Raw genomic sequence first — 25,283 nt, forward strand, 5'->3', positions numbered from 1 at the left:
ATTAAACCAAACGTGCTACATTGATCAGCGCTTTTCCTTACCCTTAATACGACGCAAGAAATTTCGAAGTTTTTTCTTATAAATCAATAAGTAAAATCCAATATCTCTCACATTATTTTTGATACCATAATGTCTTTCTAAATCAATACGATCCTTTGCTTTTCGTTGCCTGGAAGGTCTTTTTCCGGACAAATCGATAATTCTGATCTCATTACCTTGCAGGATAAAGTTACCTTTATGGGGATCGCCCGAAACCATACCATGCTGATGCAGAGAATATATCGACTGTTTGATTTTCCCTCTCACCTCGTCAGAAATTTCTGGCATATCAACAAGTTCAATACCTTCAATATACTCAATTATCATCACGTATGTTTTTACATAGCGTAATGTTTTAATCTCCGCCAGCAGGTAAAAATCATTAAGCGCCGCAAACCCTTCACGCCGCACGCGATCTGTCTGATGAAAAAGCTTTTCGTAGTAATCTCCTTTTACTAACGATTTGAAAAAGCGTTCAGTACTTTTTACTTTTGGACTAAATACTTTGAGAATATATTTTCCGTAGTCTGTATTAATCAATACAACTTTTGTATCTTCTATATTACGGAAGACTTTAATAACCTGATGATTATAAGATAGAAAATCTTTGAATATCTCAATATATTTTTCACCGTCTTTTTTGACAAAGACGGTATAGTTTTTAACCTTTTTTTCAATAATCATAATGGAGATTTAGGGAAGGGAATTATTTGTGGAAAAGTTTACGATAAAGATATGCGCTTCCAGCCAGAAGGCCTTTAAAATAATGCCCCTGCACGAGAAGATGTTTATATCGCTTCTTAAATTCAACTATGGTACGCGCATCTTTTGCAGGAGAATCTTTCCAGGGCGAGTTCAGTCGTGCATTTTTATAATAGATAACTGAAGGATAATTTGCCCAGGCATGCCATGGTTTTGTAGCGCCCGTATAATGAATTAAAATAGTATTATCATTAATTATATTGCTATATTTTTTATGTGACCTATCTTTCAACTCACTTTTGATAGTATAAATGGTATTATATGGTCGAGGTAGAAAAATAACTTTATCCTGTAGGAGAATATTCAAAACATCCTGATCGGGATATTTAAAAGAGTCAGCTTCTTTACCTGCCAGAAGTAAAAATGCCTTTTCAGTTAAGGCATTCTCTTTCCATAATTTCAGGTTAACAAAAACCACGCCGGAGTTAAAATAACCACCTTGTAAATTAAAAGCGCTTAATCTCTCATTTACCTTATTCTGGATGGAATCAACATCTTTTACTACCGCAGCAATCTTCTCTGTCAGATCAAGCTGTAGAAGATCTTGCAAAGATCCTTTACATACAACATCGGCATCCAAATAAAGTAAGGTGTTTACCTTCTTGCTGAGATAATCGAAAGCAAATAAACGAAAATACATTGCTCTCGACCATACTTTAGTTTGGGGCAATACTTCAAGGCTTTCTACTTTAATAAGATAAAGAGAAATTTTAATGTGATGCTGTACGGCTAAACGCTCTATATATTTTACAAAACACGGGGAGTATGAGTCACAAATAATATGAAAAGCAAGCGGGATATTATTGTTTAATACAACGGAAGCGATTGATACCCCCACACCATCAAGATAGTTTTCATCGACGCCATAAGAAATGTTTAATACGTTATCATCATTATTATTACTTTCATCAAAAACTTTATATTCAGCTATCTCTATCTCAGGAAATGAATCCATTACATCACCTATGGGTTTTATTCAAGAAGTTTACGTTTAAAGTAGGCTATATAATAATTTATACCCGAAGTATAATGCTTCTGATTAAACATATGCTTTGCCGCATAACGTAACTGATGGCTAGTGACTGGATTTAAAAGTGCACAATGAGACCATGGTGAGTTGCTCTTAGCCCGTAAAAAATATTGTGACACGGGGTAAGCCCCCCAACTATGCCAGGGCTTCGTTGGTCCGATATAATGAACAAATACAGTCTCAGCATCAACTGGATTAATAACTGAATCTTTTAATTCATAGTTAAGACTAAATTGCGTATTAAATTTTTTATCAACAAAACGCGCTTTATTCACTAACAATATATTTAATACATCCTGATCAAGGTGCGTTATGCGCTGTACTACCTCCGGATCTTTTAGCATTTCAATCGCTTTCTTAGAGATATTTTCTGCGGTCCAAAGAGGTATGTTAATTAAAATAAAACCGGCATTAAAATAGCCAGAAACCAACCCAGGCGTTGCCAGGCTAACCGAGCGCTTAGTCCACCACTCCAACTCGCCTTCAGCAACAACCGCCGCAATCTCATTTTCAGCGAAATTAAGATCAATAAGTTCCTGAATACTTCCCTTACATGCAATATCTGCATCCAGATAAAGCACTCTATCTGTTTTATCTGAAAAATAGTCGGCAATAATGAATCTAAAGTATGTTGCATAGGTCCAGTTTTTGGTACTGGGTAGCGATTTTAATCGCTCACAGTCAATGAGATAAACAACAATCTGCGTAGCGTACTGTTTTGCTAATGCATCAAATCGCTGCTGATCTTCAGGGCCAAAGAAATCGGTAAAAACATGGAAAGCTAACGCCTTCTCACGGTTAGCAATGAGAACCGATGCAATAGAGACACCACAGCCAAAAAGAAAGTTTTTATCAATCCCATAAGCTATATTAAATTTATTAGCATCACTATGTTGTGCATAGTTATAATCTAAAGTCTGTTGAATGACTTCTTCTTCAAAATATTTTCTGCTCATAGTGATCACTTTTGTAATTTCGAGAATATCGCATTATTAAAATTTTTAAAATATAGCACATCGTAAAATCGCTCAATCGTGCCGGGAATAATATCATGCTGATATTTTACTTCACCGGAAATGACTCGATTAAGGTGTCCTACAAAATCATCTATAGCACCCGGAGTGTAAAGCTCACCATTCAAACCGGGTTTAATCATATCGCGCGGACCAGACATACAATCAGAACTAATACATGGAATTCCATATGACATTGCTTCCAGCAGAGTCATAGGAAATCCCTCAAATGCAGAGGTAAGTAGTAACGCGGTAACATTTTTTATTTTTTGCTGTACGACTTGCCACGGCGCGCTTTGCCAACCATACCAGATCACACGCTGCTCAATACCAAGCTCCCGGCTATAGGCCTGGCACTTTTCAAAATCTGAGCCATCACCAATAATATGTAGCTGCCATTCCCCTGTCGTACGAGCTAAGCCATCAAATAAATCTTTAACTCTTTTCTGCCCTTCAAATTTAAGACGCCCTACATAGAGAAATACAGCGGGTTTATCGCGCTCAGGCGGCGGCACAATGATTGTTTTAATAGAGACAGGATTGTAAACGACGCTAATATCTTGCTCTGAGATCCCCCGTGCCATCATCTGTTCTTTAATACCACTACTGATGGCCAGATGATAATCCGCGTACGTTATACATTCTGCATGTTTTTTATGGTCGAGCGAAAAATGCGGCCACGAGAAAATAGTAAACTGTTTACCACTTTTCTTACGTGCTTTATTGGCATAAAGGCATGAGATGACATCAATACATATCACAATATCCGGTGACGTTTCTTTCAGCCACTGACTAAAATTATAAACATGCTTAGATCGACGAAGAAAACTTAATTTTATATTTGAGAATGATTGCGCATATTTAATCTCTTTTAGCCATGCTTTATCCATTTTGTCATTACGACAAAAGAAAAACATTTCACAGTTGATTTTCGGAGAGCTATTTTCAAACGTATGGATAACGTTGCTAATAACGGTTTCCATCCCTCCGAAGCCAGATACCGCTTCGCCAACAAACGTTATTTTCATAATATTCTTATGAATTAGAAAGTTAATATTATAATAACCTATTAATCAACCTCAATAAATTAAAGGAAATTATAGTTGTATTCAGCTAAGTCAGACATCTCTTTAGAAAGTGGTTGCCATGTTAAATTGTCAATTTCGTTAAGCGCTTTAGTAAATTCATCATGTGTTCTGACACAGCCTGGTAAATTAAACATCTTATTAATTTCATCCAATTTTGGTGTATTAGATGAAAAGCATACTGTTGGTGTACCAAAACACATTGCCGCAATAGAATAATGGTACCTTCCTGAGATTAGTACTACTGAGTTCTTAATAACAGATAGCCATTCAGTAAAAGACTTCGCATCATGAATAATTAGTTCAGGCATAAATTTCTTCAGGCTTTCGATTACATCTGGCTCCTCATTATTCATACCAGATGGAGAGCCGACAAGATAAACTAATTTGTGATTTTTATATTTCTTTAAAATCTCACCAGCTATAAAAGATGAATTTTCTTTATTATAATTAACCGCACCAGATAAACATACGTATTTTTCTTTATACAAACTTTCTGGAATTTCGCTTTCAACCTTTTTGACAAGTAACGGCAAGCTATCAAAAGATAAAGTAGCATCAATGCCTAATATATTAGTAATTAATTCATGCGATTTTTTTTCTCTTGCCGCAACATAATTACATCGTGAATAAGCACACTTATAATAATAAATTTGTTTCTCATTACCCAATTTAGGATAACAAGAGTGATTTATTAGATAAACCTTTTTTTAAGTATATCTTTTGCAACGTGAATTATAAAAAATATAAATCTTGTTGCCGTATGAATACTATTAATAGTTCCTTCACCATTTATTATAACGCAATCACTTTTTAATAATGAATCCCATAAATCAGGTAATTTCCTGCGAAGATGTTTGCTATAATAATGGCTAGCTAACCTCCTTATTAACTTATTCTTACTGTACACAAGCAGAATTTTTTTGGGTGAGTTTTCTATCTTACTACCTTCTTCGCACGAGAAAGTGACTATTTCATTAATACCACGAAACCTTAAACTTTCTTTTATCGCAGTCGATGTTCCATAACATCCCCAATGATAAGAGTTACCTGTATCATTTATAATTAATACTTTCATGACATGTAGTCCAAATCAAATAATAAGTCAGTATAATAATTTAAAGATTTTTTCTTATTGTTCTTTCTTTAATTCGAGCGGCTTTAACATCCGCCTGATGAATCAACCCCGAGTCTTTTTGCAAAATCTCTCGCAGGGGGAGTGAGAAATACTCACGCATAAACCGGAATATATCTCGCTGAGTCAGGCCAATATTCATTGAAGAAAAATAAAGCCCAATTAAATCTTTGTCACGCCAGCGAAGGGGAACGTGCTGACGTATCTGCGCGCGATGCAGGTCGATTACGGAGATTTTTAAATCCTCTTCGCGACCAGTGAAAGGTAAATGCAGAAGAAAGTGGCAAATATAACAGTCGCGATGGTTAATTCCCCCGGCGTGCATTTTACGTACCATAGTCGCAACACGCTTAATAATCATCCACTTCACCTGCGCGTCCGGTGGATTAACAGCCCAGTCAACACAGTAGTCTTCAAGGCTAATGGTAGGCGTTAAATCTTCGGTGATAATAAATGATGTTCTGGTTAGCGGGTTTACGCCTTTTTCACCAAAACCAACGCCGTGCATCGTATCAACGCCCAGCTCATGTAGACGATGAATGGCGTGCCATTCTCTGTCAGCGCCCAGAACAGGCATACGTAACGAAATCAGGTTCTTCACAATTTCTTTCAGCGAAGTGCCTTTATGCCACTTCAGGAAGTAGCTTTTGCCGTCCAGCTCAAACCGCAATGTTCGACGCATCTCCAGTTCTCTGAACACTTCGCCCTGTAACGTTTTCACTTCCTCAAAAGCATCTTTACCGCGCCATAGTGTGGTTAACGGCGCTTTCAGCTCAACCATCTAAATCACCTGTGATAATATCTGCGGCCTTCTCCGGTAAGCTGTATAAATCCTGGGTATCAGCATAATACCGCGCATTTTCAGCCCAGGCGCTGCGTAAGGAAGGCTGTGTCAGCGCTCTGAGTAAAACCTCATTTAGCGCATCCTGGCGGAAAGGTTCCGTCATCGCTTCGCCACAGTTTGCATCCACAATATAATGTGCATAACCGCACACCGCGGTTGTCAACACCGGCAAACCAGCAGTAATGGCTTCCAGCAAAACAATACCAGCAGCTTCCTGATAGGCTGGATGCAGTAAAAGGTCGGCTGCCGCCATTAACTCCGCAATATCATTACGTCCGGAGAAAAAATGCACATTCGTGCCGACGCCGCTTCTTTCAGCCAGTGCTGCAAACTTCTTCGGCTTATCCTGCCCGACAACACAGAGCACCGTATTTTGCCGTAAAGATTCGGGTAGCGATGCCAGCGCTTCAATAGAGCGATCCACACCTTTACGGGTAAAGTCAGACCCTACTTGCAACAGTAATTTTTGCTGTTCTGAGATACCATTTTTCTGACGATAAATTTGACGACTGTTCGGGATCTGTTGGCTATATTTTCTATCCGGGTAAATCCCCGGAGGAAGAATATGAAAACGCTCCGCTTCAGTCTGATAATGTTTTTGGAAGTCAGCAATCTGCTTATTCGTCAGCATTAATAGTTGCGTCTGCTTGCCGTGTTCAAACGTGGCGCGTTCAAAAGCAGCATAATGCCGATAGCGTGATGTCAGGCGATAGAAAAATCCTTTTTCCTGTGCGACTTTTTCGGCGTAACACACGTCTGCGGCGTAATACACATCAAGGCCTGGCATCTTATTGAACCCAACCACCCGATCGACAGGATGGTCGCGCAAATGGTGTTGCACCCAGGCATAATATTCTGCGTTACGACCGTGGTTCGTCCGGGATTTAACCGGCACGCGGATTAATTCAAAGTTATCCGGGCATTCCCCTTCCCATGACTGAGTATAAACACGAACCTGATGACCTCGCGCCGCCACGGTTTGAGCAATATGCATAAAATCACGCTGCAGACCGCCAAAAGGAAAATATTTATATAAGCAAAAGGCAACTCTCATAGCAGGCTGTCCAAATCTATGGGGCGTGCCTCATGCGGCAGCATTTTTTCCGTCGCGGCGATAACATCTTCAGCCGGAATCACGGAAAGGTATTTTTTATTACGATCAAGCTCATGCCGTTCAGGCATCGGCTGATAATTTCCTGCCCAAAACTGAATGATGTCGTCGGTCCAGGGACGCCAGAATACATGATCCGTCGCGCCAAAAAGACAAATGACCGGCGTTTTGACTGCTGCGGCAATATGACCGGGGGCCGAATCAACGCCGATAAAGAGATCCGCATGGTCAATCAATGCGCCCAATTCAGGAAAGCGAGTTTTACCCGCCAGACCAGTAACCGGTTTTGTCTCACAGCCGCATGCAATAGCATCCACGCAGGCCATCTCGTCTGCGGCCGGGCCTGACGTCAGTACAACTTGATAACCGCGGCGCTGCACGGCATCAATAACCTGCGAGAATTTATCATTATCCCAGCACTTAAATAGCTGCCGTGCCGTAGGCTGAATAACAACATATTGTCGGGTCACACCAAGTTGTTTGAGCTGTTGTCGCATGTTTTCCCAATGTTCCGGGCGATAGCTCATGGTGGTTTCCGTGACATACTGTTTTAGCGCTAACGGCTTTAGCGCGGATAATGTGCGCTCAACAGCATGTTCTCCCGCATAAGGTACTAAATGTGTAAAGCTTTTTTTCCATAAAGCAGACTGACGATTACCGAAATCTTGCGAGATTTTTATTTTTGCGTTTAAAAAACGCACAATAAGCGCCACGCTCCACTGATCGGTGAGATTGACGACCAGATCATACGAGTTAGCACGCAATTTTTTGATTAACGATAGCGCGTTTTTGATCTTCTCTTTTGTTCCTGCGCCTTTGTTACTGATGCCGTAGAGTGCATTAATCTCCGGATTTTCCGACAATATCGGTATGGTGTTCTGGTAAAGAAGCACATCGATTTTTGCATCGGGATAATTCTGCTTCAGCGTGCTGATGACAGGAGTGGTAAGTAACATGTCTCCATGAAAACGCATTTTTATAATCAGAATTCTTCGAAATGGCTTTTCCACAAGCGACTCTTTGGTTGAAATTGTCCGGATAAATAAGCAGAAAAAAGCACGCTACCGCCCCAGGCTTCACAGCAACCCGATGGCTAATACCGCACTCATTTTAGATGCGCTAGTGTAACACTTCTTTCGCAGCAATCCGATACGAATAATTTTTATACACAATCATTTTTTTAATTATAAATTCAAAGAGATAATAATTTATCCCCCTCTTGTGAATGGTCATTCCCATTGTCTGGGGCGACAAGGGCGGCAAATTTCAATGGATTGCGTAAAAATGCAAAAATAATGGGGTTCAGCGCCTGGAATCCTCCCTTCTGAGCCAATTTGGCGCAAAAATGGGAAAAGTAATGGTAAAGCCCAGGCTAAATACATAGAATCCCCAGCACATCCATAAGTCAGCTATTTACTATGCTCGAATTGCTTTACACCGCTCTTCTCTACCTTATTCAGCCTCTGATCTGGATACGGCTTTGGGTGCGTGGACGTAAAGCGCCGGCCTATCGTAAGCGCTGGGGTGAACGCTACGGATTCTACCGCCGTCCGTTGAAACCGGGCGGAATCATGCTGCATTCCGTCTCGGTGGGCGAAACTCTGGCGGCCATCCCATTGGTCCGCGCTCTACGTCATCGCTATCCCGATCTGCCTATTACCGTAACGACCATGACGCCGACCGGCTCGGAGCGCGTCCAGTCCGCCTTTGGCAACGATGTTCAGCACGTTTACTTACCTTATGATTTGCCCGATGCGCTCAATCGTTTCCTCAATAAGATTGATCCTAAGCTGGTATTGATCATGGAGACTGAGCTCTGGCCAAATCTGATTGCTGCGCTGCACAAACGTCATATTCCGCTGGTTATCGCTAATGCGCGGCTTTCCGCCCGCTCCGCCGCGGGTTATGCGAAGCTTGGCAAGTTTGTCCGTACGCTCCTGCGCCGTATCACCCTGATTGCCGCGCAAAACGAAGAAGATGGCGAACGCTTTGTGGCATTGGGCGCGAAGAACAATCAGGTCACGGTCACCGGCAGTCTGAAATTTGATATTTCAGTTACACCGCAACTGGCGGCTAAAGCCGTTACGCTACGTAGCCAGTGGGCGCCGCACCGTCCGGTCTGGATTGCCACCAGCACCCACGATGGCGAAGAGAGTATCGTTATCGCCGCTCACCAGGCGTTATTACATCAATTCCCGAATTTATTACTGATTCTGGTGCCCCGCCATCCGGAGCGTTTCCCGGATGCTATCAATCTTGTGCGTCAGGCAGGGTTAAGCTACATCACTCGCTCTTCGGGCGAAGTGCCGTCCGCCAGCACCCAGGTCGTGGTAGGCGATACCATGGGCGAATTAATGTTGCTCTATGGCATTGCCGATCTCGCCTTTGTTGGTGGTTCGCTGGTTGAACGCGGCGGTCACAACCCGCTGGAAGCCGCCGCTCATGCGATTCCGGTACTGATGGGTCCGCATACCTTTAACTTTAAAGATATTTGCGCCCGTCTGGAGCAGGCGAGCGGGCTTATCACGATTACCGATGCGGCTACGCTGGCAAAAGAAGTTTCCTCTTTACTGACCGACGCTGATTATCGTAATTTCTACGGACGTCACGCAGTTGAAGTGCTGTATCAAAATCAGGGCGCGCTCCAGCGTCTGCTGCAACTGCTGGAACCTTATCTGCCACCGAAAACGCATTGAGGGCTGTCATGCAAAAACGGGCGATTTATCCAGGCACGTTTGATCCGATTACTAACGGTCATCTCGATATTGTGACGCGCGCAACGCAGATGTTCGACCATGTCATTCTGGCCATCGCCGCCAGCCCCGGCAAGAAACCCATGTTCACCCTGAACGAACGTGTGGCGCTGGCGCAAAAAGCGACCGCACACCTGGGTAACGTAGAGGTGGTGGGTTTTAGCGACCTGATGGCCAATTTCGCCCGCGACAGACAGGCGAATATCCTGATTCGTGGTCTGCGCGCGGTGGCGGATTTTGAATATGAAATGCAGTTGGCGCATATGAATCGCCATCTGATGCCGCAACTGGAAAGCGTTTTCCTGATGCCGTCCAAAGAGTGGTCGTTTATTTCATCGTCGCTGGTCAAAGAAGTGGCGCGCCATCAGGGCGATGTGACCCACTTTCTGCCCGACAATGTGCATCAGGCGCTAATGGATAAGTTGAAATAAGTTTCCTTCCTTGCCGGGCCTGGCATTTTACTTCTGACAGTGACGGCAATAGAACGTCGCGCGCTGTGCGTGTTTCGTTGCGACTATCGGCGTACCGCATACCCGACACGGCTCGCCTTTGCGCCCGTACACCTGCAACTCCTGGGCAAAATAGCCCGGCTTCCCATCGCTTTGCAGAAAATCCTTCAGCGTTGTCCCGCCTTGTTCAATAGAGCGCAGCAAAACGGCTTTAATCACCCGCGCCAGCAGGTCGCACTCCTCTGTCGAGAGTGACGACGCCAGGCGGTCAGGGTGAATACCAGCGGCAAACAGCGACTCGCTGGCGTAGATATTCCCCACGCCGACCACCAGCTTGTTATCCATCAGCCAGGGTTTAATCGCCGTCTTCTTCTTCGCGCATTTCTGTTGCAAATATTCGCCATTAAACTCATCGCTTAGCGGCTCCGGTCCCAGATGCGCCAGTACGTTATGTCCTTCCAGCTCTTTGGTCCATAACCAGGCGCCAAAGCGGCGAGGATCGGTATAACGTAGAATTTTGCCATTGCTCATCACCAAATCGACATGGTCGTGCTTTTCCGCCGGCAGCGCTTCCGACAGTATCCGCAAGCTTCCCGACATCCCCAGGTGAATAATTATCCAGCCGTCAGGCAACTCCAGCAGTAGATATTTAGCACGACGCTGAACGCTAAGGACGGGTGTGTCGCTCAGACGATAAATTTCGTCTGAAACCGGCCAGCGCAGACGACCGTTACGGATATGGGCGTGCAGGATAGTAGCGCCAACTAAATGAGGTTCAATACCCCGGCGGCTGGTTTCAACTTCGGGTAATTCAGGCATAACGTCTCCGGCTGTGTGGCAGGTCTCATTAATATGGGGACGGCCAGAAAACAAAAAACCCCGCCGAAGCGAGGTTTTTGTTACATCAAAGCGAGAATTATTTGATTTTCGCTTCTTTGTAGATCACGTGCTGACGGACAACTGGATCGAATTTTTTCAGTTCCAGTTTTTCCGGCTTAGTACGTTTGTTCTTCGTAGTGGTATAGAAGTGACCAGTACCAGCAGAAGAAACCAGCTTGATTTTCTCACGAATACCTTTAGCCATGATTTATTTCCTCTTAGTACTTAGTACTTTTCGCCACGGGCACGCAGTTCAGACAGAACTGTTTCGATGCCTTTTTTATCGATGATACGCATACCTTTAGCAGATACACGCAGGGTGACAAAACGCTTCTCGCTCTCAACCCAGAAACGGTGAGAGTGCAGGTTAGGCAGGAAACGGCGTTTAGTCGCGTTCAGTGCGTGGGAACGGTTGTTACCGGTCACCGGACGCTTGCCAGTAACTTGGCAGACTCGGGACATGTCTATTCTCCAAAAATCAAATTAGCTCGAGCTTCGTATGGGGTATCGGCGCCTCGTCAGGCTTTACAGCCTGGTCATCGCGCAGTTCTATTGAACTCTCGATTGCCAGGCCCAAATGCCAAACCCGAGATTCTCAAAGGTGGCGTAGTATACGCTGACCCGGCGATATGCTCAAGTCCCGAACAGACAAAGATCCCGATGGATCGCGCAAAGAATCTTAAATCCAGCCGCGTTCGGCAAAAGAAACGTACTCTCCGCGCCCAATTATCAGGTGATCGAGCACCCGGATATCCATAAACTGGCAACACTTTATCACGCGCTCAGTGATAAGTTTATCTGCTTTACTTGGCTCTGCGCAGCCTGAAGGGTGATTATGCGCCAGAATGACCGCTGAAGCATTGAGTTTAATCGCTTCCCGAACAATCTCACGCGGATGCACCTCTACGTGGTTAAGCGTGCCGGAAAACAGGCGGCTGTGCTGAAGCACCCGGTGCTGGGCATCTAGGAAGATCACCAGAAAGATCTCACGCTCTTCGCCCGTCAGTTGGCTTTGCAGAAATTCCCGCGTCATTTCCGGACTCAGCAACGCACTTTCCTCATTCATGCGCACGCTGTAATAGCGCCTTGCCAGCTCAGCAATGCCTTTCAACTGCGCGAATTTCGCCAGGCCGATGCCGTTTACGCCGCGAAACTGCGCAAAGTCCGCCGACAGCAGGCCATACAGCGACCCAAAGTGCTGCAATATCTCTTTTGCCAACGTCATAACATCTTTTCCCGGCGTGCCGGTACGTAAAAAAAGCGCCAGCAGTTCCACGTCGCTGAGGGAAGCAATGCCGGATCTGAGCATTTTTTCACGCGGCAATAATTCGTCCAACGTATCCATACGCGCACCTCCTTTTTTAAGGAAGCGGCATAGTGGCACAGCCTTTGGGAGAGATCGACGCCCCGATTTTGTTCTTGCGTAGCGCCTCGCAAAGTGGAGCGCAGGCAAAGACACGACGCCGTAGAGATTGTGATAAAATAGCCGCCTTTCAAAGTCACCCAACAGGAAAGACATGATGAGCCTGGCCGGTAAAAAAATTGTTCTCGGCGTTAGCGGCGGTATCGCTGCGTATAAAACGCCGGAGCTGGTGCGCCGTTTACGTGAGCGCGGCGCTGACGTGCGCGTGGCAATGACCGAGGCGGCAAAAGCCTTTATTACCCCCCTGAGCTTACAGGCCGTGTCGGGCTATCCCGTATCCGACAGTCTGCTTGACCCTGCCGCCGAAGCTGCGATGGGGCATATCGAGTTGGGGAAATGGGCCGACCTGGTGATTCTTGCCCCCGCGACCGCCGATCTGATCGCCCGTGTAGCATCGGGTATGGCTAATGATTTAGTCTCCACCATCTGCCTGGCGACGCCAGCCCCGGTGGCCGTTCTTCCGGCCATGAACCAACAGATGTACCGCGCTGCCGCCACGCAACATAATCTGGAGGTGCTCGCCTCTCGCGGCCTGTTCATTTGGGGGCCGGATAGCGGCAGTCAGGCGTGCGGCGATGTAGGCCCAGGCCGAATGCTGGACCCATTAGCTATCGTTGATAAGGCCGCCGCGCATTTCGCTGCCGTCAACGATCTGCGACATCTTAATATCATGATTACGGCAGGCCCGACGCGCGAACCGCTCGACCCGGTGCGTTATATTTCCAACTACAGCTCCGGTAAAATGGGCTTCGCTATTGCGGCGGCCGCAGCGCGTCGCGGCGCAAATGTCACGCTGGTCTCCGGTCCCGTTTCGTTACCGATGCCGCCTTTTGTAAAACGGGTTGATGTCATAACCGCGCTGGACATGGAAGCCGCTGTTCAGGCCGCCGTTCAACAGCAGCATATTTTCATTAGCTGCGCCGCCGTGGCTGACTATCGCGCAGAGACTATTGCCAGTGAAAAAATCAAAAAACAGGCGGCGCAAAGTGATGAATTAATAATAAAAATGGTCAAAAACCCGGACATTGTCGCCGGGGTGGCCGCACTCAGTGACAATCGCCCCTACGTTGTTGGGTTTGCCGCGGAAACGAATAATGTGGAAGAATACGCCCGGCAAAAACGTACCCGTAAGAACCTTGACCTGATTTGTGCAAATGATGTTTCTCTTTCAAATCAGGGATTTAATAGCGATAAAAACGCTTTACACCTTTTCTGGCAGGATGGAGATAAAGTCTTACCGCTTGAGCGAAAAGAACTCCTGGGCCAATTATTACTCGACGAGATCGTGACCCGTTATGATGAAAAAAATCGACGTTAAGATTCTGGACCCGCGTGTTGGTCAGCAGTTTCCGCTGCCGACTTATGCTACTTCTGGTTCTGCCGGGCTTGACCTGCGCGCCTGTCTCGACGACGCCGTAGAACTGGCGCCTGGCGCAACGACGTTGGTGCCTACCGGACTGGCCATTCATATCGCCGATCCATCATTGGCGGCAGTCATGTTGCCGCGTTCTGGCCTGGGCCATAAACATGGTATCGTGCTGGGCAACCTGGTCGGGCTGATTGATTCCGATTATCAGGGGCAACTGATGGTTTCGATCTGGAACCGTGGTCAGGACAGTTTTACCATTGAACCGGGCGAACGTATCGCGCAAATGGTGTTTGTTCCGGTCGTTCAGGCCGAATTTAATCTGGTGGAAGCATTTGACGCCACCGAACGTGGCGAGGGCGGCTTCGGTCATTCTGGCCGTAAGTAAATTTTACGCATCCCCATAACGTCATAATACTGCCGCAAGCGCTGAGTTTGCGGTTATAGCGTGGGTGCTCGCCTGGCAAGTGCTTATTTTCAGGGGTATTTTGTAACATGGCAGAAAAACAAACTGCGAAAAGGAATCGTCGCGAAGAAATACTTCAGTCACTGGCGCTGATGCTTGAATCCAGCGATGGAAGCCAACGCATCACGACGGCAAAACTGGCGGCCTCGGTCGGCGTTTCCGAAGCGGCGCTATACCGCCATTTTCCCAGCAAGACCCGCATGTTCGATAGCCTGATTGAGTTTATCGAAGATAGTCTGATTACCCGTATCAATCTGATTTTAAAAGATGAAAAAGACACCAGCACGCGTTTGCGCCTGATTGTGTTACTGATTCTGGGTTTTGGCGAACGCAACCCTGGCCTGACGCGCATTCTTACCGGGCATGCGCTGATGTTTGAACAGGATCGCCTGCAGGGGCGCATTAATCAGCTTTTTGAACGCATCGAAGCGCAGCTCCGCCAGGTGCTACGAGAAAAAAGAATGCGTGAAGGCGAAGGCTACACGACGGATAAAAATCTGCTGGCAAGCCAGCTGTTAGCCTTCTGTGAAGGTATGCTTTCACGGTTCGTGCGTAGCGAATTTAAATACCGCCCAACGGACGATTTCGACGCCCGCTGGCCGCTCATTGCCGCGCAGTTGCAGTAACGCTGACTGGATAGTGGCTCACGCCTTATCCAGGCGACAGAAATATAGGCCCGGTAAAGCGCCACCGGGCAATTCGCTTACACGCCAAATTCTTCCCGGTATGCTCGCACAGCCGCCAGATGCTCAGCCATATCAGGTTTTTCTTCCAGATAGGCAATCAGGTCTTTCAGCGTAATGATGGAGATAACCTTACAACCATAGTCGCGCTCCACTTCCTGAATCGCGGAAATCTCGCCGCGGCCACGTTCCTGACGATCCAGCGAAATCAGTACGCCAGCCAGTGTAGCCCTGTGCGCCTGAATAATCTCCATCGACTCGCGAATCGCCGTACCTGCGGTAATCACGTCATCCACCAGCATCACGCGGCCCTGTAGCGCGCTGCCCACCAGACTCCCGCCTTCGCCATGATCTTTTGCCTCTTTGCGGTTAAAGCAGTACGGCAGGTCTTTATCGTGATGTTCCGCCAGCGCAACCGCCGTCGTCGTCGCGATCGGAATACCTTTGTACGCGGGGCCAAACAGCAGATCAAATTCAATACCGGAATCCACCAGCGCTTCGGCATAAAAACGGCCTAACAACGCCAGGTCGCGCCCGGTATTAAACAGCCCGGCGTTGAAGAAATAGGGGCTTTTGCGCCCGGATTTCAGCGTAAACTCGCCAAACTTTAGTACCTGCTTGTTAAGCGCAAACTCAATAAACTGGCGCTGATACGGTTTCATGGATTCGCTCCTTTTCTTACTTTCATCATTTACGAAATTTACGGACAAAAAAAAGGCGACTTTTCAGTCGCCTTAAAATCAATTTTCTAACGCCGCCTTCTGCGTCGCCACAATGGATTCAATTCCCCCTCGGGCCAGCGCCAACAAAGTGAGAAGTTCTTCATGGCTGAACGGCTCGCCTTCCGCGGTACCCTGAACTTCAATAATGCGGCCGTCTTCAGTCATCACGACGTTCATGTCGGTTTCTGCGGCGGAATCTTCAACATATTCCAGATCGCAGATCGCTTCGCCGTTAACGATGCCTACGGAAACCGCCGCCACCATGCCTTTCATCGGATTGGTTTTCAGCTTACCGTTGGCAACCAATTTATTCAGCGCATCCGCCAACGCCACGCAGGCACCGGTAATAGACGCTGTACGCGTACCGCCATCTGCCTGGATTACATCGCAGTCCAGCGTAATGGTAAATTCGCCGAGCGTTTTCAGATCGACCGCCGCACGCAGCGCACGCGCGATCAAACGCTGAATTTCCATAGTACGACCGCCCTGCTTACCCTTTGCCGCTTCGCGCGCATTACGGGTATGGGTAGCGCGAGGTAACATGCCATACTCTGCGGTGATCCACCCCTGGCCTTGTCCTTTCAGAAAACGTGGAACGCCTTCTTCAATGGAGGCAGTGCACAACACTTTGGTATCTCCAAATTCGACCAGTACCGAGCCTTCAGCGTGTTTTGTATAGTTACGGGTCAGGGTTACGGGACGCACCTGATTAGCGCTACGGCCTGCTGGACGCATATTGAGATCTCCGGCTTAAAACGAATGTGGCTGCGCATTATACGGACTTCCGATGGTTATTCCTATCCTGACAAGGCATGGATAGCTATAATCCCCTCATCTCTCCTTTAAAAACGGGAACATCTATGATCCGCAGTATGACCGCCTACGCCCGGCGTGAAATCAAGGGTGAATGGGGTAGCGCGACCTGGGAAATGCGCTCGGTAAACCAGCGTTATCTGGAAACTTACTTTCGTCTGCCGGAACAGTTCCGTAGTCTTGAACCCGTCGTGCGCGAACGCATTCGTACACGCCTGACGCGCGGCAAAGTCGAATGTATGCTGCGTTTTGAACCCGATGCCAGCGCGCAAGGCGAGCTTATTCTGAATGAAAAGCTCGCGAAACAATTAGTTAGCGCCGCAAACTGGGTCAAAATGCAGAGCGACGAAGGGGAAATCAATCCGGTTGATATTTTGCGCTGGCCAGGTGTCATGGCGGCGCAAGAGCAGGATCTGGACGCGATTGCCGCAGAAATTTTAGCCGCACTGGACGGTACGCTGGATGACTTTATCGTCGCGCGCGAAACGGAAGGCCAGGCGCTGAAAGCGCTGATTGAACAACGTCTGGAAGGCGTCAGCGCCGAAGTAGCGAAAGTCCGCGCGCATATGCCGGAAATCCTGCAATGGCAGCGTGAACGCCTGGTCGCGAAGCTGGAAGATGCTCAGGTTCAGTTGGAAAACAACCGTCTGGAGCAAGAGCTGGTGATGATGGCGCAGCGCATTGATGTGGCGGAAGAGCTGGATCGTCTCGAAGCGCACGTCAAAGAGACTTACAACATTCTGAAGAAAAAAGAGGCGGTAGGTCGCCGTCTGGACTTCATGATGCAAGAATTTAACCGTGAGTCGAACACCCTGGCCTCTAAATCCATCAACGCTGATGTAACTAACTCCGCTATTGAATTAAAAGTGTTGATCGAGCAAATGCGCGAGCAGATCCAGAATATTGAATAATTCTGGCGCTCAATATGTCACAGAGTCCGCCTTATGCGGGCTCTCGCGTTTATCGGTAGTACGTTTTTAATTTCCGGCGAATAGCGTCGATAAGGCGTCGCTTCCACTCTACCGTCGAAGCCCGATACTGCATAAAAATAGCGCCTTCCGCCTGCTCCCCGGCAAGCGGCAGGACAAAAAGACCGCGCTTATCGGATAAATTTTCATACCAGGGGCGCGGTACAATCGCCATTAGCGGCGCCGACTGGACAGCAGGCGCAAGTTGACTGTAATCATGACAAACAAACGCCAACGGACGTTCAAACCCGGCACGAGCCTGCTGCCTGTCCAGTTCGTTGTTCTCTTTTGTCCACGGCAAACAGTAAATGTGTTGATAATGCTGCAGATCAGCAAAATTCAACGCTGCGGCATTCTCCAGACGTGAACGCAATGGCGCGCCATAAACCGCGATCAAACGCGTCGTCCCCACCCGCTCGTAATGCAGAGCGCTGACCTGCTTTTGATGGTCGCCAATTGCCAGCACCAAATCAACCGAGCTATCCAACAGTTCATCACGCCAGGGTCGGCGGGCAAAAGGAAGGCACTCGATCACCGCCTGATGAAGATGACCTTTCTCTGCGAGAACGGGCGTAAGCAGCGCGTTCAATGCGGGAGGAAGTACCACCCGGAAACAACGGGAGCCGTTCTCTTTATCGCCAAACAGCTCCTCATTAAGCGAAACAAACACAGGCGCCAACTTGTCACGCAGCGCCTGCGCATAAGGCGTAGCAATCTGGCGGTTCCCCTCCCGTCGAAACAACGGATCGTTTAGCGCATCGCGCAATCTCATTAGCGCATGACTCACCGCAGAAGGCGACAAAGCCAGCTTTTGCGCCGTTTTCCCCGTAGAGCTCGTCTCCAGCAGCACATACAGTACTTTTAACAGGTTCATATCCATTTGCAGCAAGTTCATTAAACGTCTCTCTTATTGAACCTGACTAAATTACTGCCAGGTATACTGCGGGCGCTTCAATCAGGAGAACATTATGAATCGCTATGTATTATTCTTTGTATGTATATTTTCAACATCAGCACTTCCTGCCATGGCGGCATTAGATCCTTCACAACCGTTATCACCCGCGCCTCCGTTATCACTGTTTAAAGCGTGGGCTAAGCCTATGAAGCCGTTTCAAATCACAGAAGGCGTGTGGTATGTCGGTACGGAAAATCTCTCTTCTATTCTGCTGACCACTCCGGCAGGGCATATTCTTATTGATGCGGGGCTGGATGAAAGCGCACCGCAAATTAAAGCGAATATTGAAGCGGCAGGATTTCGCTTCACTGACGTGCGCTATCTGTTGAGCAGCCATGCGCGGCTGGATCAAGCGGGGGGCATGGCACGTTTGAAAGCGTGGAGCGGCGCACAATTGGTCGCCAGTCAACCCAACGCCGATCAGATGGCGAGGGGTGGACGACAGGATTTTGCGCTTGGCGATGCGCTCCCCTTCCCGCTCGTCACCACTGATAAAATTATCCACAACCAGGAAAGCATCAGCCTCGGAGGGGTAACCGTGACAGCACTATTCACGCCTGGACATCTGCCCGGCTCAACCTCCTGGCGCGTAACGCTCCGCAACGGCAAGACGCTAATTTACGCAGATAGTCTCGCCACACCTGACTATCTGCTGATTAACAACAAAAATTACCCTGACCTGGTTACTGATATTCAGAGCAGCTTTAAAACACTGGCCGCCCAGCATGTTGATATCTTTATTGCCAACAAAGGTGACCGCTTCGGGCTACTGGAGAAACGACAGCAACTTCGCAACGGCGATACACAGGCATTCTTTGATTCCAATGGCTTGCAACAGTATGTGGAACGCTCGCGTCAGCGCTTCATCACACAACTTACCGCACAGCAGCCACAATGAAATGACTCACCGGCGGCGCGTCCAGGGCGCCGTTCAGGTAATTTATCTAAGTCAAAACAGAAAAACCTCGTATACAATAAACCACAAAAATGATGTTCAATTTATTGATATTTATAATAAATAATTATTAATCATAAATTTAGAATCATTACTAAAATTTATTAATCGTGTAATGCCTTAGAAAATCTCAATCGTGATACAGCGCACAAATCGTTAATCTTCGCCCCCAGTAAATTAGGGGGAAATCATGCTGTTGCACGTTCTTTATTTAATTGGCATCACTGCCGAGGCCATGACGGGCGCACTCGCTGCGGGTCGTCGTCGCATGGATACATTCGGCGTAATTATTATTGCTACCGCCACCGCCATTGGTGGAGGCTCGGTTCGCGACATTCTGCTCGGTCACTATCCGCTGGGTTGGGTGAAGCATCCCGAATATGTCATTATTGTGGCGACTGCCGCCGTATTGACCACCATTGTTGCTCCCGTCATGCCCTATTTACGCAAGCTTTTCCTGGTACTTGACGCGCTGGGGTTGGTGGTTTTCTCTATTATTGGCGCTCAGATAGCCCTTGATATGGGCGAAGGGCCAATTATCGCCGTGGTAGCCGCCGCCACTACCGGCGTCTTTGGCGGCGTGCTCCGCGATATGTTCTGCAAACGCATTCCACTGGTGTTTCAAAAAGAGCTGTATGCCGGCATTTCGTTCGCCTCGGCGGTGCTCTATATTGCGCTACAACATTACGTCATGAATCCGGATGTCGTCGTTATCTCTACGCTACTGTTTGGCTTTACAGCAAGGTTATTAGCGCTACGTCTTAAACTTGGCCTGCCGGTATTTTATTACCGTCATGAAGGACACTAAGACCCAAATCCGGGAATATGCTGAGTAGCCAGCCATCTGCTCAGCGCGTTGATCTGCGGATTATTCCGCCAGTCGATAACTCTCCCGGCACGGCGCTCGCCCGTCGCTGGCAATTGCCGCCAGTGTTGCTCTGTTCGCATTAATAACTGCTCCCATGAGCGATCACCGCTGGCCTGTAATGCGGCCTGCGTTAAGGGGATATCCATCGCCATGATCCAGCGGGTAAATGACTGCCGGCGCGCCAGGTTAAATTGCCGCCATATCTGCTCGCTTTTTCCTTTAGCAACGCCTGGCGTGTTGGCTATTTGCGCTGACGTCAGGGCAAGCCAGGAGAAGATATGCTCAAAGCGATGCGTCTGATGCAAAGCCCGCCAGCTAGCTTCACCCATTCCGTCCAGACCCAACGCCGACCGTGACCCCAGCCATACCAGCCTGGAGATAAACTGTTCCTGACACGTTGCCGACGCGTAAAAGCAGGTCAGCGAGTTGAAATGGCTACCTGGCGGCACAGGCTTACTCCGCTCACGACTCCGCCAGACGACCTCATCAAGCCGAGGAATGCCTTGCCCGGCCAGACTCACCAGGATCTGATCGCCCGGCGCAATATCCCACGCTTCCCAACGCTTCACAGAACCGATATTGACCCGCTGAACCCGCTTATCATCCAATATAACGGGGACAAGCGACGCTACTACGGTAATCTTGCCGCTTTTCCCCACCGAGAACTGAATAGCGCTCACTTGCGCGACCTGCGCTACTGGCGGATATTTCCATGCTGCCAGCCAGTCGCCCTGCCCGGGTCGCCAGTATTGTGACGCGGGTTCTTTAGCCATGCGTATCACTACGCCATCCGTCACAAAGGGTAATGCTGACGTCAGCCATGACTGGCGCGCCCGCTCGACCTCGCTGGCATCTTTTACCGCCAGAGAATATTTCTTCGTCAGACTGAATCCAGCCTTAGCAAGTTGGCTTAATCTTTCGGGCATATTTGCCGGACCGTCCGGCCACGCCCAAATAAAAATACCCAACGAATTTAGCGCGGAGGCGTTATCCTGGCGCATTAACATTCCTGCGGCTTTCGAGCGCGCATTCATCCCGCCCATCCGTTGCTGGATATGTCCCTCGCGCTGTAGAAAGATTTCGCCCTGCAACACCGCGTTAGCTAGCGCGCCTTGTGTTGTCTGCGGTATAGAGGGGATCAGGCGAATTTTTGGCGTCCAGTCCTCGCCTTGTAGTCCGTTACCCCGGCTAATGGCCCTGGTCAGTTTACCGTTTTGATAAACCAGCGTTACCGCTACGCCATCCACTTTTGGCTGTACCCAAAGCTCGCTGCGCCCGCGCATCCACTGTTCTACGCCTGTCGGTCCGCGAGTTTACGTACGCCCGTGTGCGCAACAGGGTGCATTGTTGTACCGTTTAACGGCGGTGAAACCGGAGTAGATGAAACATCCTGACCAACACAGCGTTGCCACTGAACCAGCCTTGCGCTGAGTTGGTCGTACACACTATCGTCAACCGCGCTAACACCTTGTTTCCAGTAGATGTCATTCCAGTCAGCGAGCTGTTGCTGTAAACGGGTGATTTCTTCAGCGGCCCTTGCTGGCGGCCAGGCCGGGCAAAGCGCCCCACTCTGCGAATGCCACAATAAAATTCCCCACGCCATACTTTTCCATAATCTCATCACAACCTCCTGCGCACATTGCCCGGCAGGTATAGCGCTTTAGTGAATAAAAACCGACAGGTAAAAATGCACCATCCGAGCCGCTTTCCAGATTTTTTGGTGGGTTGCTGCAACGACGCGATAAAAGCGGAAAAAGGGACGCAAAATGCAATAATCTGGCGCAAAAAGTGTGACAAAGACTACGTCGCATAACGGCGATGTGTATAATAAGCCCGTATCAAGGCTCTATTTCGATAATCACAGACGTAAGATACTCATGGCTCAAGGTACGCTTTATATTGTTTCTGCCCCCAGTGGCGCGGGTAAATCCAGCCTGATTCAGGCTTTATTAAAAACCCAACCGTTGTACGACACTCAGGTTTCCGTTTCACATACCACGCGCGCGCCGCGTCCGGGTGAAGTGCACGGTGAGCACTATTTCTTTGTAAATCATGATGAGTTTAAAACCATGATTGGCAGGGAGGCGTTTCTGGAGCACGCGGAAGTGTTTGGCAATTACTACGGCACTTCGCGCGAAACCATTGAGCAAGTGCTGGCAACTGGCGTTGATGTTTTTCTGGATATCGACTGGCAGGGCGCCCAGCAAATTCGCGAAAAGATGCCGCAAGCACGCAGCATTTTTATTTTGCCGCCATCAAAGATCGAATTGGATCGCCGTTTACGCGGCCGCGGGCAAGATAGCGAAGAAGTCATTGCCAAACGAATGGCGCAAGCGGTTGCAGAAATGAGCCATTACGCCGAATATGATTATCTTATTGTGAATGACGACTTTGATACCGCGTTAAGCGACTTGAAAACCATCATTCGCGCTGAACGTCTGCGTATGAGCCGCCAAAAGCAGCGTCATGACGCTTTAATCAGCAAATTGTTGGCAGACTGAACCCACTTTCAGTATCATGCCCAGTCATTTCTTCACCTGTGGAGCATTTTAAGTATGGCACGCGTAACTGTTCAGGACGCTGTAGAGAAAATTGGTAACCGTTTTGACCTGGTACTGGTCGCCGCGCGTCGCGCTCGTCAGATGCAGGTAGGCGGAAAGGATCCGCTGGTACCGGAAGAAAACGATAAAACTACCGTTATCGCGCTGCGCGAAATCGAAGAAGGTCTGATTAACAACCAGATCCTCGACGTCCGCGAGCGCCAGGAACAGCAAGAGCAGGAAGCCGCTGAATTACAAGCCGTTACCGCTATTGCTGAAGGTCGTCGTTAATCACAAAGCGGGTCGCCCTTGTATCTGTTTGAAAGCCTGAATCAACTGATTCAAACCTACCTGCCGGAAGACCAGATTAAGCGTCTTCGGCAGGCGTATCTCGTTGCACGTGACGCTCACGAGGGCCAGACACGTTCAAGCGGTGAACCCTATATCACGCACCCGGTAGCGGTGGCCTGTATTCTGGCCGAGATGAAACTCGACTACGAAACGCTGATGGCCGCTCTGCTGCATGACGTGATTGAAGATACCCCCGCCACCTATCAGGACATGGAACAGCTTTTCGGTAAAAGCGTTGCCGAGCTGGTAGAGGGGGTGTCGAAACTTGATAAGCTCAAGTTCCGCGATAAGAAAGAGGCGCAGGCCGAAAACTTTCGCAAAATGATTATGGCGATGGTGCAGGATATCCGCGTCATCCTCATTAAGCTTGCTGACCGTACCCATAACATGCGCACGCTGGGCTCGTTACGCCCGGATAAACGTCGTCGTATTGCCCGTGAAACCCTCGAAATCTACAGCCCGCTGGCGCACCGTTTAGGTATTCATCATATTAAAACCGAGCTGGAAGAGCTGGGTTTTGAAGCGCTGTATCCCAATCGTTACCGCGTCATTAAAGAAGTGGTAAGAGCGGCGCGCGGCAACCGTAAAGAGATGATCCAAAAAATCCTCTCTGAAATCGAAGGACGTTTGCAAGAGGCGGGAATTCCGTGTCGCGTTAGCGGTCGCGAAAAACATCTTTACTCGATCTACTGCAAAATGGTGCTCAAAGAGCAGCGTTTTCACTCGATCATGGACATTTACGCTTTCCGCGTGATCGTTCATGACTCCGATACCTGCTATCGCGTACTCGGCCAGATGCACAGTCTCTATAAGCCGCGTCCGGGACGCGTGAAAGACTATATCGCCATTCCCAAAGCGAACGGCTATCAGTCTTTGCACACCTCGATGATCGGCCCGCACGGCGTTCCTGTTGAAGTCCAGATCCGTACCGAAGACATGGATCAGATGGCGGAAATGGGGGTTGCGGCGCACTGGGCGTATAAAGAGCACGGTGAGACCAGCACCACGGCGCAGATCCGCGCCCAGCGCTGGATGCAGAGCCTGCTGGAGCTACAACAGAGCGCCGGTAGTTCGTTTGAATTTATCGAAAGCGTAAAATCCGATCTCTTCCCGGATGAGATTTACGTTTTCACCCCGGAAGGGCGCATTGTCGAACTGCCCGCTGGCGCTACGCCGGTGGATTTTGCCTATGCAGTGCATACCGACATCGGCCACGCCTGCGTCGGCGCGCGTGTCGACCGGCAGCCTTATCCGCTGTCACAGCCGCTTAGCAGCGGTCAGACCGTCGAAATTATTACCGCGCCGGGCGCGCGTCCCAACGCCGCCTGGCTGAACTTTGTCGTCAGCTCTAAAGCGCGCGCTAAAATTCGTCAGTTGCTGAAAAACCTCAAACGTGATGACTCCGTAAGCCTGGGCCGTCGTCTGCTTAACCATGCTTTAGGCGGCAGTCGTAAGCTGGCGGAAATTCCGCAGGAAAATATTCAGCGCGAATTGGATCGTATGAAGCTGGCAACGCTTGACGATCTGCTGGCGGAAATCGGTCTCGGCAACGCGATGAGCGTAGTGGTCGCGAAAAATCTGCAGCAAGGCGAAGCCGTGGTGCCGACCGTTGCGCAATCGAATCACGGCCACCTGCCGATTAAAGGCGCGGATGGCGTGCTTATCACCTTTGCGAAGTGTTGTCGTCCGATCCCAGGCGACCCGATCATCGCTCACGTCAGCCCAGGTAAAGGACTGGTGATCCACCATGAATCCTGCCGTAATATCCGTGGATACCAGAAAGAGCCAGAGAAATTTATGGCGGTCGAATGGGACAAAGAGACGGAGCAGGAATTCATTACCGAAATCAAGGTGGAAATGTTTAACCATCAGGGCGCGCTGGCTAACCTGACGGCGGCGATTAATACCACCACCTCCAATATTCAAAGCCTGAATACTGAAGAAAAAGATGGTCGCGTCTATAGTACCTTTATTCGCCTTACCGCACGCGATCGCGTACATCTGGCGAATATCATGCGCAAAATCCGCGTGATGCCAGACGTTATTAAAGTCACCCGTAACCGAAACTAGCGC

At 48.5% G+C, this 25,283-nt stretch carries 27 protein-coding genes and 1 pseudogene; 11 read left to right on the forward strand and 17 right to left on the reverse strand.

Annotation, left to right across the window (positions count from 1 at the left end; all coding sequences use genetic code 11):
- Nucleotides 1–24: 24 nt before the first annotated feature.
- The 9 genes from rfaY to rfaQ are packed head-to-tail and all read right to left on the reverse strand — an operon-like array spanning nt 25 to nt 8,029.
- Nucleotides 25–723: a lipopolysaccharide core heptose(II) kinase RfaY gene (gene rfaY, locus AAYN39_RS16240; RefSeq protein ID WP_000582822.1), complete on the reverse strand. Its 699-nt coding sequence runs from the start codon at nt 721–723 to the stop codon at nt 25–27.
- Nucleotides 724–745: 22 nt separating this feature from the next.
- Entirely contained in the window at nt 746–1,756 is a 1,011-nt protein-coding gene (rfaJ, locus tag AAYN39_RS16245; RefSeq protein ID WP_000376863.1) for a lipopolysaccharide 1,2-glucosyltransferase RfaJ, read from the reverse strand.
- 17 nt (nt 1,757–1,773) lie between these two features.
- Nucleotides 1,774–2,787: a lipopolysaccharide 3-alpha-galactosyltransferase gene (gene waaO, locus AAYN39_RS16250; RefSeq protein WP_000088491.1), complete on the reverse strand. Its 1,014-nt coding sequence runs from the start codon at nt 2,785–2,787 to the stop codon at nt 1,774–1,776.
- A gap of 5 nt (nt 2,788–2,792) precedes the next feature.
- Entirely contained in the window at nt 2,793–3,872 is a 1,080-nt protein-coding gene (gene waaB / locus AAYN39_RS16255) for a lipopolysaccharide 1,6-galactosyltransferase (protein ID WP_000704702.1), read from the reverse strand.
- A gap of 59 nt (nt 3,873–3,931) precedes the next feature.
- Complete coding sequence (locus tag AAYN39_RS16260; protein WP_000526100.1) at nt 3,932–4,600, reverse strand: polysaccharide pyruvyl transferase family protein; 669 nt, start codon at nt 4,598–4,600, stop codon at nt 3,932–3,934.
- 23 nt (nt 4,601–4,623) lie between these two features.
- The gene (locus AAYN39_RS16265; protein WP_010989266.1) at nt 4,624–5,007 is read right to left on the reverse strand and encodes a hypothetical protein; all 384 of its coding nucleotides are present in this window, start codon (nt 5,005–5,007) and stop codon (nt 4,624–4,626) included.
- Between the two features lie 40 nt (nt 5,008–5,047).
- Nucleotides 5,048–5,845, reverse strand: coding sequence for a lipopolysaccharide core heptose(I) kinase RfaP (gene rfaP, locus AAYN39_RS16270; protein WP_000229818.1), 798 nt, complete (start codon nt 5,843–5,845; stop codon nt 5,048–5,050).
- Complete coding sequence (locus AAYN39_RS16275) at nt 5,838–6,962, reverse strand: glycosyltransferase family 4 protein (protein ID WP_001261571.1); 1,125 nt, start codon at nt 6,960–6,962, stop codon at nt 5,838–5,840. The genes rfaP and AAYN39_RS16275 overlap by 8 nt, the downstream gene beginning before the upstream one ends.
- Entirely contained in the window at nt 6,959–8,029 is a 1,071-nt protein-coding gene (gene rfaQ / locus AAYN39_RS16280; protein WP_071525109.1) for a lipopolysaccharide core heptosyltransferase RfaQ, read from the reverse strand. The genes AAYN39_RS16275 and rfaQ overlap by 4 nt, the downstream gene beginning before the upstream one ends.
- 408 nt (nt 8,030–8,437) lie before the next feature.
- Between rfaQ and waaA the strand changes: the two genes are divergently transcribed.
- Nucleotides 8,438–9,715, forward strand: coding sequence for a lipid IV(A) 3-deoxy-D-manno-octulosonic acid transferase (gene waaA / locus AAYN39_RS16285; RefSeq protein WP_000891584.1), 1,278 nt, complete (start codon nt 8,438–8,440; stop codon nt 9,713–9,715).
- An 8-nt stretch (nt 9,716–9,723) separates the two neighbouring features.
- Nucleotides 9,724–10,203: a pantetheine-phosphate adenylyltransferase gene (gene coaD, locus AAYN39_RS16290; RefSeq protein ID WP_001171888.1), complete on the forward strand. Its 480-nt coding sequence runs from the start codon at nt 9,724–9,726 to the stop codon at nt 10,201–10,203.
- A gap of 27 nt (nt 10,204–10,230) precedes the next feature.
- Here coaD and mutM read toward each other — a convergent pair whose 3' ends face one another.
- From mutM to radC, 4 genes are all read right to left on the reverse strand, one after another.
- Nucleotides 10,231–11,040 (reverse strand): bifunctional DNA-formamidopyrimidine glycosylase/DNA-(apurinic or apyrimidinic site) lyase, encoded by an 810-nt coding sequence (gene mutM, locus AAYN39_RS16295; RefSeq protein ID WP_001114515.1) that lies wholly within the window; start codon nt 11,038–11,040, stop codon nt 10,231–10,233.
- 97 nt (nt 11,041–11,137) lie between these two features.
- The gene (gene rpmG, locus AAYN39_RS16300; protein ID WP_001051798.1) at nt 11,138–11,305 is read right to left on the reverse strand and encodes a 50S ribosomal protein L33; all 168 of its coding nucleotides are present in this window, start codon (nt 11,303–11,305) and stop codon (nt 11,138–11,140) included.
- 20 nt (nt 11,306–11,325) lie between these two features.
- Nucleotides 11,326–11,562, reverse strand: a complete 237-nt coding sequence (gene rpmB, locus AAYN39_RS16305) for a 50S ribosomal protein L28 (protein ID WP_001519051.1) — start codon at nt 11,560–11,562, stop codon at nt 11,326–11,328.
- 217 nt (nt 11,563–11,779) lie between these two features.
- Nucleotides 11,780–12,445, reverse strand: coding sequence for a DNA repair protein RadC (gene radC, locus AAYN39_RS16310; protein ID WP_000380129.1), 666 nt, complete (start codon nt 12,443–12,445; stop codon nt 11,780–11,782).
- 175 nt (nt 12,446–12,620) lie between these two features.
- Between radC and coaBC the strand changes: the two genes are divergently transcribed.
- The 3 genes from coaBC (at nt 12,621) to slmA (ending at nt 14,981) form a co-directional block, all read left to right on the forward strand.
- The gene (gene coaBC, locus AAYN39_RS16315) at nt 12,621–13,841 is read left to right on the forward strand and encodes a bifunctional phosphopantothenoylcysteine decarboxylase/phosphopantothenate--cysteine ligase CoaBC (protein WP_000050173.1); all 1,221 of its coding nucleotides are present in this window, start codon (nt 12,621–12,623) and stop codon (nt 13,839–13,841) included.
- On the forward strand, nt 13,819–14,277 hold the full coding sequence (dut, locus tag AAYN39_RS16320) for a dUTP diphosphatase (protein WP_000976078.1): 459 nt from the start codon (nt 13,819–13,821) through the stop codon (nt 14,275–14,277). The genes coaBC and dut overlap by 23 nt, the downstream gene beginning before the upstream one ends.
- A 107-nt stretch (nt 14,278–14,384) precedes the next feature.
- The gene (gene slmA, locus AAYN39_RS16325) at nt 14,385–14,981 is read left to right on the forward strand and encodes a nucleoid occlusion factor SlmA (RefSeq protein WP_000818596.1); all 597 of its coding nucleotides are present in this window, start codon (nt 14,385–14,387) and stop codon (nt 14,979–14,981) included.
- Nucleotides 14,982–15,058: 77 nt separating this feature from the next.
- Here slmA and pyrE read toward each other — a convergent pair whose 3' ends face one another.
- Both pyrE and rph read right to left on the reverse strand, forming a co-directional pair.
- On the reverse strand, nt 15,059–15,700 hold the full coding sequence (gene pyrE / locus AAYN39_RS16330) for an orotate phosphoribosyltransferase (protein WP_000806169.1): 642 nt from the start codon (nt 15,698–15,700) through the stop codon (nt 15,059–15,061).
- Between the two features lie 78 nt (nt 15,701–15,778).
- A complete protein-coding gene (gene rph / locus AAYN39_RS16335; RefSeq protein WP_001247078.1) occupies nt 15,779–16,495 on the reverse strand; it encodes a ribonuclease PH in 717 nt (238 codons plus the stop codon).
- A gap of 125 nt (nt 16,496–16,620) precedes the next feature.
- Between rph and AAYN39_RS16340 the strand changes: the two genes are divergently transcribed.
- Entirely contained in the window at nt 16,621–17,484 is an 864-nt protein-coding gene (locus AAYN39_RS16340; RefSeq protein WP_000621352.1) for a YicC/YloC family endoribonuclease, read from the forward strand.
- A 49-nt stretch (nt 17,485–17,533) separates the two neighbouring features.
- On the opposite strand, the gene AAYN39_RS16345 is transcribed toward AAYN39_RS16340, so the two are convergent.
- Nucleotides 17,534–18,436 carry a LysR family transcriptional regulator gene (locus AAYN39_RS16345; protein WP_001050861.1) on the reverse strand — a complete coding sequence of 301 codons (903 nt, stop codon included), beginning with the start codon at nt 18,434–18,436 and terminating at the stop codon, nt 17,534–17,536.
- Nucleotides 18,437–18,509: 73 nt separating this feature from the next.
- On the opposite strand from AAYN39_RS16345, the gene AAYN39_RS16350 reads away from it, so the two are divergent.
- Nucleotides 18,510–19,394, forward strand: a complete 885-nt coding sequence (locus tag AAYN39_RS16350) for an HARLDQ motif MBL-fold protein (RefSeq protein WP_001083227.1) — start codon at nt 18,510–18,512, stop codon at nt 19,392–19,394.
- Nucleotides 19,395–19,641: 247 nt separating this feature from the next.
- Nucleotides 19,642–20,259 (forward strand): trimeric intracellular cation channel family protein, encoded by a 618-nt coding sequence (locus AAYN39_RS16355; RefSeq protein ID WP_000924333.1) that lies wholly within the window; start codon nt 19,642–19,644, stop codon nt 20,257–20,259.
- Here the strand turns inward: AAYN39_RS16355 and ligB are convergent.
- Nucleotides 20,256–21,940: pseudogene (ligB, locus tag AAYN39_RS16360) on the reverse strand (NAD-dependent DNA ligase LigB). The gene AAYN39_RS16355 and the pseudogene ligB sit on opposite strands and share 4 nt — an antisense overlap.
- Before the next feature lie 256 nt (nt 21,941–22,196).
- On the opposite strand from ligB, the gene gmk reads away from it, so the two are divergent.
- The 3 genes from gmk to spoT are packed head-to-tail and all read left to right on the forward strand — an operon-like array spanning nt 22,197 to nt 25,280.
- Nucleotides 22,197–22,820, forward strand: a complete 624-nt coding sequence (gene gmk, locus AAYN39_RS16365; RefSeq protein ID WP_000046966.1) for a guanylate kinase — start codon at nt 22,197–22,199, stop codon at nt 22,818–22,820.
- Between the two features lie 54 nt (nt 22,821–22,874).
- Nucleotides 22,875–23,150: a DNA-directed RNA polymerase subunit omega gene (gene rpoZ, locus AAYN39_RS16370; RefSeq protein ID WP_000135058.1), complete on the forward strand. Its 276-nt coding sequence runs from the start codon at nt 22,875–22,877 to the stop codon at nt 23,148–23,150.
- Between the two features lie 18 nt (nt 23,151–23,168).
- On the forward strand, nt 23,169–25,280 hold the full coding sequence (gene spoT / locus AAYN39_RS16375) for a bifunctional GTP diphosphokinase/guanosine-3',5'-bis pyrophosphate 3'-pyrophosphohydrolase (protein WP_000280498.1): 2,112 nt from the start codon (nt 23,169–23,171) through the stop codon (nt 25,278–25,280).
- The last annotated feature ends 3 nt before the right edge of the window (nt 25,281–25,283 follow it).

The organism is Salmonella sp. K21076 (assembly GCF_039650795.1).
GTDB classification, from domain to species: Bacteria; Pseudomonadota; Gammaproteobacteria; order Enterobacterales; family Enterobacteriaceae; genus Salmonella; species Salmonella enterica.